The following is a 12,659-nucleotide window of genomic DNA, read 5'->3' on the forward strand; positions in this document are numbered from 1 at the left end:
ATGCCCGCACTCTACGTCATGATCCCGATCGCCGTGCTGATCGTCGGCATCTGCATCGTGATCTTCTTCTGGGCGGTGAACAGCGGCCAGTACGACGACATGGACGGACCGGCCCACAGCATCCTGTTCGACGACGAAGATCCCAAGCACCAGGCCGGCATCGACGAGGCCGAGGGCGCCGCCTCCCCGGACGATCAGCCGCAGGACAAGCGCGATGCCTGAGCTGGCGCCGCTGCTGGCATCGGCGCTGATCCTCGGCCTGCTCGGCGGCGGCCACTGCCTGGGCATGTGCGGCGGCCTGATGGGCGCTCTGACCCTGGCGATTCCGCCGGAACAGCGCGGTCGACGCCTGCGCCTGCTGCTGGCCTACAACCTGGGGCGCATTCTCAGCTATGCCTGCGCCGGCCTTCTGCTGGGCCTCGCCGGCTGGGCCATCGCCCGCACGCCGTTCGCCTCCGCGCTGCGCGTCGCTGCAGGACTACTGCTGATCGTCATGGGTCTGTACCTGGCCGGCTGGTGGAGCGGCCTGACCCGTATCGAAGCCCTCGGCCGCGGCCTGTGGAAACACATCCAGCCCTTTGCCAGCCGCCTGCTGCCGGTCGCCACCGTCCCGCGGGCGCTGCTGCTCGGCGCCCTCTGGGGCTGGCTGCCCTGCGGCCTGGTCTACAGCACCCTGCTGTGGGCCACCAGCCAGGGTTCGGCGATCGACAGCGCACTACTGATGCTTGCCTTCGGCCTGGGCACCTGGCCGGTGCTGCTGGCCACGGGTCTTGCGGCGGAACGCGTCACGGCACTGTTGCGCAAGCGCAGCGTGCGCATGACTGGCGGCATCCTGGTGATCCTCTTCGGCCTGTGGACCCTGCCTGGACCACACCAGGCCTGGATCATGGGGCACGAGATGCACGCCGGCGCGGCCGACACCCACCATAAAGCCGCTTGATACAGGTCAACAGCCCCCCATCGGACACTCCCTAGACTGCGCGGGAAAAGCTCGCCACCGGGGACCTCGGCATGCTCGACAATATTCGCTGGGATGCAGATCTGATACGCCGCTACGATCTGTCCGGCCCGCGCTACACCTCCTATCCCACGGCCGTGCAGTTCCACGAAGGCGTCGGACCCTTCGACGTGCTGCACGCGCTGCGCGATAGCCAGAAGGCGCAGCGCCCGCTCTCGCTCTACGTGCACATCCCGTTCTGCGCCAACATCTGCTACTACTGCGCCTGCACCAAGGTCATCACCAAGGACCGCGGCCGCAGCGCCCCCTACCTCGCCCGCCTGATTCGCGAGATCGAGATCGTCAGCCGCCACCTGGGCAGCCAGCAGCAGGTCGAGCAACTGCACTTCGGCGGCGGCACCCCGACGTTCCTGAGCCCTGGACAGCTGCGCGAGCTGATGAGCCAACTGCGCACGCATTTCCACCTTCTCGACGACGACTCCGGCGACTACGGCATCGAGATCGACCCGCGCGAGGCCGACTGGTCGACGATGGGCCTGCTCCGCGAGCTGGGCTTCAACCGTGTCAGCATTGGCGTACAGGACTTCAACCTGGAGGTGCAACAGGCCGTCAACCGCTTGCAGAGCCTCGACGAGACCCGCGCCATCATCGATGCCGCGCGCACCCTGCAATACCGCTCGATCAACATCGACCTGATCTACGGCCTTCCCAAGCAGACTCCCGACAGCTTCGCCCGCACCGTCGAACAGGTCATCGCCCTGCAGCCCAACCGGCTGTCGGTGTTCAACTACGCACACCTGCCGGAACGCTTCATGCCGCAGCGCCGGATCAACGTCGACGACCTGCCCTCCCCCGGCCAGAAACTGGAAATGCTCCAGCACACTACCGAGCAGTTGGAGAGCGCCGGCTACCGCTATATCGGCATGGACCACTTCGCCCTGCCGGACGACGAACTGTCAATGGCCCAGGAAGACGGCACCCTGCAACGCAACTTCCAGGGCTACACCACCCACGGCCACTGCGACCTGGTGGGCCTGGGCGTTTCGGCGATCAGCCATATCGGCGACCTCTACAGCCAGAACAGCAGCGACATCGCCGACTACCAGAGCTCGCTGGACCAGAGCCAGCTCGCGCCCCGTCGCGGCCTGCACTGCAACAAGGACGACAGCATCCGCCGCGCGGTGATCCAGCAGTTGATCTGCCATTTCCAACTGGACTTCGACGAGATCGAGGAGCTCTACAACATCGACTTCCGTGGTTACTTCAACGACATCTGGCCGGAACTCGAGCGCTTTGCCGCCGATGGGCTGATCAGCCTCAGCCAACGCGGCATCGACGTCAGCGCCTCGGGCCGGCTGCTGGTGCGCAGCATCTGCATGGCGTTCGATCGCTACCTGCCGATGCAGAACCTGCAACGCTTCTCGCGGGTCATCTGATCCACCCATGACGCGACAGACGGCCGAGACTGACTGTCGCACCATTGCAACAGGATGTGTCCCTCGCCTCCACCTCGGGGAACCGCCCTGAACCGGCCCTCTTCGGACCGTCTCGAGCTGTTTCGAAGCCCTCACGGGCCCCCGCCTCCATCGCTCAAATGGCCGATTCAGAGGGGCCGGCAACTGGCGTCAGATCCTTCGACTGGGGTACCCTTGGTTTTTGTGTGCCTTCCCATTCAAGGAACTCCCAATGGCCGAAACCATCAAAGTGCGCGCCCTCCCCCAAGCACACTGCAAGGATTGCAGTCTGGCGCCCCTTTGCCTGCCCCTGTCGCTGAACACCAACGACATGGATGCCCTGGATGAAATCGTCAAACGCGGTCGGCCGCTGAAGAAAGGCGAATTTCTGTTCCGCCAGGGCGACGCCTTCGGCTCGGTCTTCGCGGTCCGTTCCGGCGCACTCAAGACCTTCAGCATCACCGACGGCGGCGAAGAGCAGATCACCGGTTTCCACCTGCCCAGTGAACTGGTCGGCCTGTCCGGCATGGACACCGAGAGCTACCCGGTATCGGCCCAGGCCCTGGAAACCACGTCGGTGTGCGAGATTCCCTTCGAACGCCTGGACGAGCTCTCCGAGCAACTGCCGCAACTGCGCCGCCAGCTGTTGCGGGTGATGAGCCGCGAAATCCGCGACGACCAGCAGATGATGATGCTGCTGTCGAAGAAGACCGCCGACGAGCGCATCGCCACCTTCCTGGTGAACCTCTCCGCACGCTTCCGCGCCCGCGGCTTCTCGGCCCAGCAGTTCCGCCTGGCCATGTCGCGCAACGAGATCGGCAACTACCTGGGCCTGGCGGTGGAAACCGTCTCCCGCGTCTTCACCCGCTTCCAGCAGAACGGCCTGATTGCCGCCGAAGGCAAGGAGGTGCACATCCTCGACTCCATCGAGCTGTGCGCACTGGCCGGTGGGCAACTGGAAAGTTAACCAATCGGTCGACTTTCCGGTCATCGAAAACGGGCTCGCCAACTGGCGGGCCCGTTATACTTCCGCCCTTGAAAACTCCGCGTCCGTCAGGTGCAAAACCAGTATGATCCTCAATCAACTCGACCTGAAATCCATGATCCGCGCCGTACCCGACTTCCCCAAGCCGGGCGTGATCTTCCGTGACATCACTCCGCTGTTCCAGTCGCCGCGGGCCCTGCGCTTCGTTGCCGACAGTTTCATCCAGCGCTATGTCGAGGCCGAGTTCACCCACATTGGCGCAATGGACGCGCGCGGCTTCCTGATCGGCTCGATCATCGCCTACGAACTGAACAAGCCGCTGGTACTGTTCCGCAAGCGCGGCAAGCTGCCGGCCGACGTGTTGGCCCAGGCCTACGAGACCGAGTACGGCGAAGCCCTGCTGGAAGTCCACGCCGACAGCCTGTGCGAAGGCGACAGCGTGTTGATCTTCGATGACCTGATCGCCACCGGCGGCACCCTGCTGGCCGCCGCGCAGCTGGTGCGCCGCATGGGTGCCAGCGTGTTCGAAGCCGCCGCGATCATCGACCTGCCGGAACTGGGCGGCTCGGCCAAACTGGCCGACGCGCAGATTCCCACCTACAGCCTGACCGCCTTCACCCTCGACGAACGCTGATCGGCGCTACTGCCTCCAGACAACGGGCGCTTCGGCGCCCGTTGTCGTTTCTACCGCCCCATCCTAAGGCTGGTCGTGGCCGCATTGGCCTGATTCGACCCATCCATGACCGGATATGACCTGGCGATTGTCCGACAACACTTCGAATATGACATCAGCTAATGACACATTCCGAGGTGGCATAGCGAACTAACGACAGGACTTGCCCGGGTCGCCGCACCTGCCGCGCTCCCGCATCCCAAGCCCGCACAACAACAAGGAGTTAGTCATGAATGCCAGCACCACGCCGATCCGCGCCAACTTCCCAGTCCGTCGCATGGACTTCAGCTTCAGCGAAACGCCGAAATACTGGTGGGACGGACAACCCTTCATGACCCACTTCATGAACAATCTGTCGTCGCTCTTCCCCTACGGCGAGAAGTTCTTCGTCGACAGCGTGCGCGCCGTACGCGAGCGCATCCAGGACCCGCAGTTGCAGAAGGACGTCAGCGCCTTCATCGGCCAGGAAGCCATGCACTCCAAGGAGCACGCGGCCTACAACGAGTATGCCGACGAGCACGGGATCGACCTGGAGACCCTGGAACTGCGCATCAAGGTCCTGCTGGAGAACATCAGCAAGGTCACCACCAAGAAGCACCAGTTGGCGATCACCTGCGCCCTGGAGCACTTCACCGCGACGATGGCCGAGCAGTTGCTCAAGCGCGAAGACCTGAGCAGCCAGATGAAGTCGGACAAGATGTACAAGCTGTGGATGTGGCACGCCGTCGAGGAGAACGAGCACAAGGCGGTGGCCTACGACGTCTACCAGCAGGTCTACGGCGGTTATTTCACTCGTACAGCGGTGATGCTGCTGACCACCGTGATCTTCCTCGGGGTCATCGCCGGCTTCCAGATCAACCTGCTGCGCCGCGACGGCCAGTTGTTCAACTGGCGCAGCTGGAAGCACGGCCTGGGCGTGCTGCTGCACCCGCGCCGTGGCTACTTCGTCAACCTGATCCGCCCGTGGCTGGACTACTTCCGCCCTGGTTTCCACCCCTTCGACCATGACACCAAGGCACTGGAAACCCGCTGGAAAGACCAGCTGGACTTTGCCGGCTGATCCTCGGGGTGAAATAGAAAACGCCAGGCAATGCCTGGCGTTTTTCATTCAACCTAATGCATCAATGGCCATCTGTACGTAGGAGTGGACTCCGTCCGCGATGCCGTCCAGCGCGATGCGGCCCTATCGCAGACGACGGAGTCCGCTCCTACGAAAGCCGGCTAGCCCTCCTGCCGACGTGGCAGATCGTCCCTGGTATCGAACCAGGACAGTTGCGACGAACACCAGATATGGCACTGCGGCTCGATCCGTTCCGGCTCGTCCAGGGTCACGATGTTGAGCCCGACCGTCTCACCGTCCCGCACCCGGAACTCCAATGGCGTGCCGCACTTCACGCAGAAGCGCCGCTCGCCCTCCTCGCTCGAACGCCACAGGCCCAGCTCACCGGACAGGTAGGCGAACCCCGTCAGCGGAATCACCGCCCAGGGCACCGCCGGCGCGGCGCTGGACCTCTGGCAGATGCGGCAGTGGCAGTAGCCGGTCTCCTGCGGCTCGGCGTCCACACGGTAGCGCACCGCGCCACAGGCGCAACCACCGAACAGGGGCAAGGTCGACATGGCCATCTCAGGCAACCCGATCATGACAAAGAAGATTCAGAGCCTGGCCAGCATGCCGAAAGTCTGCAGCACCGCGACACCGGTGAAGAGCAACAGGATTTGTCGCACGGCCAGGGCACAGACGTCCGCACGCTGCTCCGGCGGGCGCTCCAGGTAATCCAGCGACTGCTGGAACAGTTGTCGGCTGATCGCGCGCGACAGCTGGTTCAGCTCGCCCTCGTCGATCTCCGGCAGCAGGTGGAACTGGCGGATATCCTCGGCCATGTCCTCGCCGAACTCATCCATCACTCGCGCCAGCGCCGCGCGCAGCACCGGAGACGGGCCGTGCAGTTCGCGCACGCCGATGATGAAGGCCTCCGGGTGGCTCTCGACGCAGTCGAAGAACAGCCGCACGGTTTCCCGCGTCACCCGTAGGCCCCGCTCCATGTCCAGACCGAAGGGCGCGCTGGCGGCGCCCTCCCCCGATTGTGCACGCTCGGCGGCCTCACGGCGCAGGTCGCGCAGCGGCTGGCGCAGTTGGGCGGCGATGTCGCGGATGATCGCCAGCCCCAGGTCGTCGACGTCACCGAAATGCCGGTAGAAGGTGTTCGGATTCAACTCCGCTTCCCGTGCCAGTTCGCGCAATCCCAGGCTGCTCAGGCTGCGCCGCCCCGAGGCCAGACGCAGCGCCGCATCGATCAACGCCCGCTTGCCCGCCGCTTCCGCCGGCCGTTCTTCCTGTTCGATGTCCATAAGGCTCCCGTCCGACCCTACCTAAGGTTGGTTGACCCCGAAGTATACAGATGTCTACATTCTAGCCACGTAGACAGTTGTATACGCCAGCAATAATCATAACAGGAGCTTGGCCATGAGTACGGGTATGAGCACGCAACCTCAGACTGCCCCGAGCAGACACTGCAAGATCGCCATCATCGGCACCGGTTTTTCCGGGCTGGGCATGGCGATCCGCCTGAAGCAGGAAGGCGAGAACGACTTCCTGCTGTTCGAAAAGGATGCCGGCGTCGGCGGCACCTGGCGCGTCAACAACTACCCGGGCTGCGCCTGCGACGTGCAATCCCATGTCTACTCCTTCTCCTTCGAGCCGAACCCGGGCTGGACGCGCATGTTCGCCCCCCAGCCGGAAATCCGCGCCTACCTGGAGAACTGCTGGAAGAAGTACCGTCTGGAAGACAAGACTCTGCTCAATACCGAGATGCTGCGCTTCGAGTGGAATGACGAGCAGCAGCTCTGGCACCTGTTCGACGCCGCCGGCAACCACTACACCGCCAAGGCCGTGGTGTCGGGCATGGGCGCGCTGTCGATCCCTTCGATCCCGGCACTCAACGGCCTGGAAAACTTCCAGGGCAAGGCCTTCCACTCGCAGCAGTGGGACCATGACTACGATCTGACCGGCAAGCGCGTGGCGGTGATCGGTACCGGCGCCTCGGCCATCCAGTTCGTCCCGGAAATCCAGCCGCAGGTGGCCAAGCTCGACCTCTACCAGCGCACCGCGCCGTGGATCCTGCCCAAGCCCGACCGTGCCATCAGCGACAAGGAGCGCGCACGCTTCCGCCACTTCCCGCTGGCACAGAAGCTCTGGCGCGGCGCGCTGTACAGCATGCTCGAAGGCCGTGTACTGGGCTTCACCTTCGCGCCCTGGGCGATGAAGCTGGTGGGCAAGCAGGCCGAGCGCTTCATCCGCCGACAGGTCAAGGACCCGGACCTGCGCCGCAAGCTGACCCCGGATTACACCATCGGCTGCAAGCGTGTGCTGATGTCGCACAACTACTACCCGGCGCTGACCGCCTCCAATTCCTCGGTGATCACTGACGGCATCCGCGAGATCAAGGCCAACAGCATCGTCACCAGCGACGGCCGCGAGCGCCAGGTGGACACCATCATCTTCGGCACCGGCTTCACCGCCAACGACCCCATCCCGCGCGGCGTGGTGTTCGGCAAGAACGGCGTCGACCTGCTCGATACCTGGAAGAACGGCCCGGAAGCCTACAAGGGCACCATGACCCGCGGCTTCCCCAACCTGTTCTTCCTGATGGGTCCGAACACCGGCCTGGGCCACAACTCGATGGTCTATATGATCGAGTCGCAGATTACCTACGTGCTCGGCGCCATCAAGCTGATGGACCGCCGCGAACTGCAGAGCGTCGAAGTCAAGGAAGAGGTGCAGGAGCGCTGGAACGAGAAGCTGCAGCGCGGCCTCAACCACAGCGTGTGGAACACCGGCGGCTGCAAGAGCTGGTACCTGCACCCGGTGAGCGGGCGCAACTGCACCCTGTGGCCGGGCTTTACCTGGCGCTTCCGCGCGCTGACCAGCCAGTTCGACCCCAGCGCCTATCATCTGAAGGCCAAGCCCTTGAGCAGCCCTGTCGTCCAACCGCAACGCCACGCCGAGGAGATGTCGGCATGAAGAACTTCGAGAACAAAGTCGCCGCCATCACCGGCGCCGGTTCCGGCATCGGCCGCGCCCTGGCCATCGAACTGGCCTCCCGTGGCTGCCACCTGGCGCTGGCGGACGTGAACGCCGCCGGCCTGGAGGAAACCCGTCAGTTGCTCACCTCCTCCGGGGTGCGTGTGTCCATCGATACGGTGAACGTCGCCGACCGCGAGCAGGTGCACGCCTGGGCCGACAAGGCCGCCCGCGAACACGGCAAGGTCAACCTGGTGTTCAACAACGCCGGCGTCGCCCATGCCGGCACCGTGGAAGCCAGCGACTACGAAGAGTACGAGTGGATCACCAACATCAACTTCTGGGGCGTGGTCTACGGCACCAAGGCCTTCCTGCCACACCTGAAGGCGTCCGGCGACGGCCACGTGGTCAACGTCTCCAGCGTGTTCGGCCTGTTTTCCCAGCCAGGCATGAGCGCCTACAACGCCACCAAGTTCGCCGTGCGCGGCTTCACCGAGTCGCTGCGCCAGGAGCTGGACATGGAACGCGGCGGCGTCTCCGCCAGTTGCGTGCACCCCGGCGGGATCAAGACCAACATCGCCAAGACCGCGCGAATGAACGAGAGCATGGCCAAGGTCACCGGGCAGAACGCCGAAGCCGCCCGCAGCCAGTTCAACGACCAATTGCTGCGCACCACCCCGCAGAGGGCCGCGCAGGTAATCATCCGAGGCGTGGAGCGCGACTCGCGGCGCATCCTGATCGGCACGGACGCCCACGCCATCGACCTGATGCTGCGCCTGCTACCGGTCTGGTACCAGAACGTGGTCACCGGCAGCATGAAACTGGCCAAGCGCTTCGCCCCCAAACCCAAGCGCAAGCAAGGTGCTGAAGGGTACGAAGCCAAGTAAGAGTCCCTTTTTCCCTGTCGGGGCGGCGCTCACCCTCTACCCCCGGGTGAGCGCCTTTTTTATCAGCGACGAATCAGCACCACCTCCAGATACTCGCTGGGCACCACCAGCGACGCCGGCCCCGCACGATTGCTCGCATCCAGCAATTGCGTCAGGTCACGCTCCAATCCTTTCGCTTCAGCCTCCGGCAGACTGGCAAAGGCCTTGTGCAACGGGCCGTACCAGTCGCGGAAGATCTCGATGAAATGCGCCGCAGAGCGATAACGGAAGTTGAAGGTCTGCCGCGAGGCGCGCAGTTCACTGATCGAGTCGCCGAACAGTTCGCGCAGGTGCTCCTCCCGCCCCCAGGCCGACGGCGGACGCACGCCGGCAGCCGGCGGCACGTAACCCGAAAGCACCTTGAACAACTGACCGATGAAGCCTTCCGGCGTCCAGTTGGCCAAGCCGATGCGCCCGCCGGAACGGCAGACTCGCGCCAGCTCCGAGGCTGCCTTGGACTGATCGGGAGTGAACATCACACCGAAGGTCGAGACAACGGCATCGAAACCGCCCGTCTCGAAGGGCAACGCTTCGGCGTCGGCCTCGCGGAATTCCACATCCAGATGCTCGGCGCGGGCACGTTCGGCTCCCAGTTCCAGCAGGCGCGGCACATAGTCGGTGGACATGACCCGGCAACCGCGTCGGGCCGCCGCCAGGGTGGCATTGCCGTTGCCGGCGGCGACATCCAGCACCCGCTCGTCGCAGAGCAGGTCGCAGGTTTCGGCCAGACGCTCGCCGACAATCTGCAGGGTGGTGCCGATCACGGCGTAGTCGCCGCTGGCCCAGGTGGCCATCTGGCGTTGTTTCAGGGCATTGAGGTCTACGGCGGTGCTCATTGGTATCTCTCCAGGCCGAGCGGGCGCGCTCATTCGGCGGTGGTCGGATCGAGGATGGTGACGACCTGCGACACCCCGCTGGCCGGAAAGCCGCCCAGGCTCGCGTGCTCGCGCACGGTGGCCTCGTCGGGGGCGATGTACGGGCAGTAGATGCGGTCATCGAGCACGTAGCTGTGCAGCCATTGAATCTGCGGCCCCAACTGATTCAGGACTTTGCAGGACGTCTGTGCGATGGCTTTGAAATCACGCTCGGGCAGGGCTCCGGCGCCGGGGATTTCGCGCTCGATAACGAACCTGGGCATGGCAGTCTCCAGTGGGAAGGAACGGACGGGGACTGCAACCTCCCGCACCTTCATACTGCGCCGCGCGCCGGCTTCCGTCCTGCTCCGGCGTCGGCCTTCCCCGCCCGATCGTCCGACGGCCCATCGCGGCGGTCGGATCACGCCCAGAATTTCTGAAAGCTCCCGGCGAGGGACTGTCCAAACCATCCTCGCCGCACAACGGCGCCTGGCCCACCGGGTGCGCCAGCGGCCCGCCATCGCCCGGAGTCAGGATGTCGCCGCCACCGCCCACTGGAAGGGCGGCGGCGAGCGGGTCAGTCCCGACTGGCACGCTGCGCCGGCACCTCGCGATCGCTGCTGGCCGAGCGCTTCCAGGGTCTGATCGGTTGTCCGCCGGCAACCTGGCGGCGCAGTCAGAGCGCTGGCGTACGGCTTCAGCTTTTGCAGGAGCGAGCCTGCTCGCGAACAAACCTCCCAGCGGGCCGGTTCGCAAGCAGGCTCGCTACTACGAAAAGCGGTCCGTACCCGTTACAACCCCATCTGCTTGGCGATGATCTCGTTCATGATTTCCCGCGTGCCGCCGCCGATCGAAAGGATGCGGTTGTCGCGGTACAGCCGCTCCACCAGGCTCTCGCGCATGTAGCCCATGCCGCCCAGCGCCTGCACCGCATCGTAGGTCACCCGGTCGGCGACGTCGGTGGCAAAGTTCTTGGCCATGGAGATTTCCTTGATCACGCTCTTGCCGGCCGCCATCTTCGCCGCCTGGCGATAGGTGAACTCGCGCGACACTTCGACCTGCGTGGCCATCTCCGCCAACCGATGCTTGAGCACCTGGAACTTGCCGATCGGCTTGCCGAACGCCTCACGCTCGCGGCACCAGGCCAGCGCCTCGTCCAGCGCCAGCTGCGCGGTCATGTTGGCCATGATTGCCAGGGCCAGGCGCTCGCTCTGGAAGTTCGCCATGATACAGGCGAAGCCCATGTTCTCCGCGCCGATCAGGTTCTCCACCGGCACCTTGCAGTCGTCGAAGAACAGCTCGGCGGTGTCCGACGCCCACCAGCCCATCTTCTTCAGCTTGCGGCTGACGGTGAAGCCGGGCGTACCCTTCTCCACCAGCAGCAGGCTGACGCCACCGAAGCCATCGCCGCCGGTGCGCACAGCCACGGTGTAGTAGTCGGCACGCACCCCGCTGGTGATGAAGGTCTTGCTGCCGCTCACGCGGTAGTGATCGCCATCGCGCACGGCGCGGGTCTTCAGGCTGGCGACGTCGGAGCCGCCGGACGGCTCGGTGACCGCCAGCGCCATGATCTTCTCGCCGGCCAGCACCTGCGGCGCGATGCGCTCGCGCAGTTCCGGGCGGCCCCACTTGATCAGCGGCGGCAGGCCGATATCCAGCGAGCCCAGCCCCGCCACCAACCCGCCGGAACCACAGCGCATCAGCTCCTCGCTGGCCACCACCTTGGCGAACAGGTCGCCCTCGTGGCTGCCGCCGAGCACCTCCGGATAGCCGATGCCGAGGATGCCGGCCTCGCCGGCCTTGCGGTACAGCTCGCGGGGAAACTCCTCGGCCTCCTCCCAGTCGGCGACGTGGGGCAGGATTTCCCGTTCAACGAAGCGCCGAACGCTGTCGCGGACCAGGCGGTGGCTGTCATCGAAGTAGTCGGTGAACACGGACATGGCAAGGCTCCAGACAATATGCCTGAGAACTTACCGAGCGCTTGCTTGGTTTACAAGGCGAGACACCCGCCATCGGCTAGGACAAAAGCGCCGTCAAACTCATGCGCGCCGGGGAATCGCACCGTTGCTGCCGCCGGAGCCCTTGCCGAGCAAGGATCAGCCGCTGATCGGCCTACGTCCCGCCAGTGCGTGGGCCAGGGTGCCGCCGTCCACCAACTCCAGCTCGCCACCCAGCGGTACGCCGTGGGCGATACGCGACAGCACCAGGTCGCCGCCGCCCAGCAGTTGGGCGATATAGTGGGCGGTCGCCTCGCCCTCCACCGTGGGGTTGGTGGCCAGGATGATCTCGCTGAAGTTGCCAGCCTTGATCCGCGCTTCCAGCTCGGGAATGCCGATGGCTTCCGGGCCGAGGCCGTCCAGCGGCGACAGGTGCCCCTTGAGCACGAAGTAGCGGCCGCGATAGCCCGTCTGCTCGACAGCGAACACGTCCAGGGGGCCTTCCACCACGCACAGCAGGCTGTCGTCACGGCGTGGATCGGAACACTGCGGGCAGAACTCGTCCTCGGACAGGGTGCGGCACTGCTTGCAATGGCCGACGCCTTCCATCGCCTGGGTCAGCGCCTGGGCCAGGCGCAGACCGCCGCTGCGGTCACGCTCCAGCAGCTGCAGCGCCATGCGCTGGGCACTCTTCTGTCCCACTCCGGGCAACGTGCGCAGGGCGTCGATCAGTTGGCGGATCAGCGGGCTGAAGCTCATGGGGCGGTCTCGGGTTTTCTGGGGATTAGAACGACTGTAGGAGCGAGCTTGCTCGCGAACCCTGCCCCAGCCACCAGGGCCGGAAGAGCGTT

13 protein-coding genes and 1 pseudogene are annotated in these 12,659 nt (G+C 64.9%); 8 read left to right on the forward strand and 6 right to left on the reverse strand.

Annotated elements, in window-relative coordinates:
* From ccoS to H681_RS15210, 6 genes are all read left to right on the forward strand, one after another.
* Entirely contained in the window at positions 1-222 is a 222-nt protein-coding gene (gene ccoS, locus H681_RS15185) for a cbb3-type cytochrome oxidase assembly protein CcoS (protein ID WP_015477761.1), read from the forward strand.
* Entirely contained in the window at positions 215-940 is a 726-nt protein-coding gene (locus tag H681_RS15190) for a sulfite exporter TauE/SafE family protein (RefSeq protein ID WP_015477762.1), read from the forward strand. Before ccoS ends, H681_RS15190 begins: the two co-directional genes overlap by 8 nt.
* 71 nt (positions 941-1,011) lie before the next feature.
* A complete protein-coding gene (gene hemN / locus H681_RS15195; protein ID WP_015477763.1) occupies positions 1,012-2,394 on the forward strand; it encodes an oxygen-independent coproporphyrinogen III oxidase in 1,383 nt (460 codons plus the stop codon).
* 250 nt (positions 2,395-2,644) lie between these two features.
* Positions 2,645-3,379, forward strand: coding sequence for a transcriptional regulator Anr (anr, locus tag H681_RS15200; protein WP_015477764.1), 735 nt, complete (start codon positions 2,645-2,647; stop codon positions 3,377-3,379).
* 103 nt (positions 3,380-3,482) lie between these two features.
* On the forward strand, positions 3,483-4,031 hold the full coding sequence (locus H681_RS15205; RefSeq protein ID WP_015477765.1) for an adenine phosphoribosyltransferase: 549 nt from the start codon (positions 3,483-3,485) through the stop codon (positions 4,029-4,031).
* Positions 4,032-4,299: 268 nt separating this feature from the next.
* Positions 4,300-5,130 carry a metal-dependent hydrolase gene (locus H681_RS15210; protein WP_015477766.1) on the forward strand — a complete coding sequence of 277 codons (831 nt, stop codon included), beginning with the start codon at positions 4,300-4,302 and terminating at the stop codon, positions 5,128-5,130.
* Positions 5,131-5,291: 161 nt separating this feature from the next.
* Here H681_RS15210 and H681_RS15215 read toward each other — a convergent pair whose 3' ends face one another.
* Positions 5,292-5,687, reverse strand: coding sequence for a GFA family protein (locus H681_RS15215; protein WP_015477767.1), 396 nt, complete (start codon positions 5,685-5,687; stop codon positions 5,292-5,294).
* A gap of 36 nt (positions 5,688-5,723) precedes the next feature.
* The gene (locus H681_RS15220; RefSeq protein ID WP_015477768.1) at positions 5,724-6,419 is read right to left on the reverse strand and encodes a TetR family transcriptional regulator; all 696 of its coding nucleotides are present in this window, start codon (positions 6,417-6,419) and stop codon (positions 5,724-5,726) included.
* Between the two features lie 77 nt (positions 6,420-6,496).
* Here H681_RS15220 and H681_RS15225 point away from each other — a divergent pair.
* Positions 6,497-8,091: pseudogene (locus H681_RS15225) on the forward strand (flavin-containing monooxygenase).
* Positions 8,088-8,978: an SDR family NAD(P)-dependent oxidoreductase gene (locus H681_RS15230; protein WP_015477770.1), complete on the forward strand. Its 891-nt coding sequence runs from the start codon at positions 8,088-8,090 to the stop codon at positions 8,976-8,978. Before H681_RS15225 ends, H681_RS15230 begins: the two are co-directional and overlap by 4 nt.
* 62 nt (positions 8,979-9,040) lie before the next feature.
* Here the strand turns inward: H681_RS15230 and H681_RS15235 are convergent, their stop codons facing one another.
* The 4 genes from H681_RS15235 to recR form a co-directional block, all read right to left on the reverse strand.
* Entirely contained in the window at positions 9,041-9,853 is an 813-nt protein-coding gene (locus tag H681_RS15235) for a class I SAM-dependent methyltransferase (RefSeq protein ID WP_015477771.1), read from the reverse strand.
* Positions 9,854-9,882: 29 nt separating this feature from the next.
* Entirely contained in the window at positions 9,883-10,155 is a 273-nt protein-coding gene (locus H681_RS15240) for a DUF4242 domain-containing protein (RefSeq protein WP_015477772.1), read from the reverse strand.
* Between the two features lie 507 nt (positions 10,156-10,662).
* Entirely contained in the window at positions 10,663-11,811 is a 1,149-nt protein-coding gene (locus H681_RS15245; protein ID WP_015477773.1) for an acyl-CoA dehydrogenase family protein, read from the reverse strand.
* 156 nt (positions 11,812-11,967) lie between these two features.
* Positions 11,968-12,567 (reverse strand): recombination mediator RecR, encoded by a 600-nt coding sequence (gene recR, locus H681_RS15250; RefSeq protein WP_015477774.1) that lies wholly within the window; start codon positions 12,565-12,567, stop codon positions 11,968-11,970.
* Positions 12,568-12,659 lie beyond the last annotated feature (92 nt).

This window comes from Pseudomonas sp. ATCC 13867 (assembly GCF_000349845.1).
GTDB lineage: Bacteria > Pseudomonadota > Gammaproteobacteria > Pseudomonadales > Pseudomonadaceae > Pseudomonas.

Coding starts and splice junctions, on each gene's coding strand:
- H681_RS15190 (WP_015477762.1), top strand. CDS start 215: ATGCCTGAGCTGGCGCCGCTGCTGGCATCGGCGCTGATCCTCGGCCTG.
- H681_RS15240 (WP_015477772.1), bottom strand. CDS start 10,155: ATGCCCAGGTTCGTTATCGAGCGCGAAATCCCCGGCGCCGGAGCCCTG.
- H681_RS15230 (WP_015477770.1), top strand. CDS start 8,088: ATGAAGAACTTCGAGAACAAAGTCGCCGCCATCACCGGCGCCGGTTCC.
- ccoS (WP_015477761.1), top strand. CDS start 1: ATGCCCGCACTCTACGTCATGATCCCGATCGCCGTGCTGATCGTCGGC.
- anr (WP_015477764.1), top strand. CDS start 2,645: ATGGCCGAAACCATCAAAGTGCGCGCCCTCCCCCAAGCACACTGCAAG.
- H681_RS15245 (WP_015477773.1), bottom strand. CDS start 11,811: ATGTCCGTGTTCACCGACTACTTCGATGACAGCCACCGCCTGGTCCGC.
- hemN (WP_015477763.1), top strand. CDS start 1,012: ATGCTCGACAATATTCGCTGGGATGCAGATCTGATACGCCGCTACGAT.
- H681_RS15215 (WP_015477767.1), bottom strand. CDS start 5,687: ATGTCGACCTTGCCCCTGTTCGGTGGTTGCGCCTGTGGCGCGGTGCGC.
- H681_RS15235 (WP_015477771.1), bottom strand. CDS start 9,853: ATGAGCACCGCCGTAGACCTCAATGCCCTGAAACAACGCCAGATGGCC.
- H681_RS15210 (WP_015477766.1), top strand. CDS start 4,300: ATGAATGCCAGCACCACGCCGATCCGCGCCAACTTCCCAGTCCGTCGC.
- recR (WP_015477774.1), bottom strand. CDS start 12,567: ATGAGCTTCAGCCCGCTGATCCGCCAACTGATCGACGCCCTGCGCACG.
- H681_RS15205 (WP_015477765.1), top strand. CDS start 3,483: ATGATCCTCAATCAACTCGACCTGAAATCCATGATCCGCGCCGTACCC.
- H681_RS15220 (WP_015477768.1), bottom strand. CDS start 6,419: ATGGACATCGAACAGGAAGAACGGCCGGCGGAAGCGGCGGGCAAGCGG.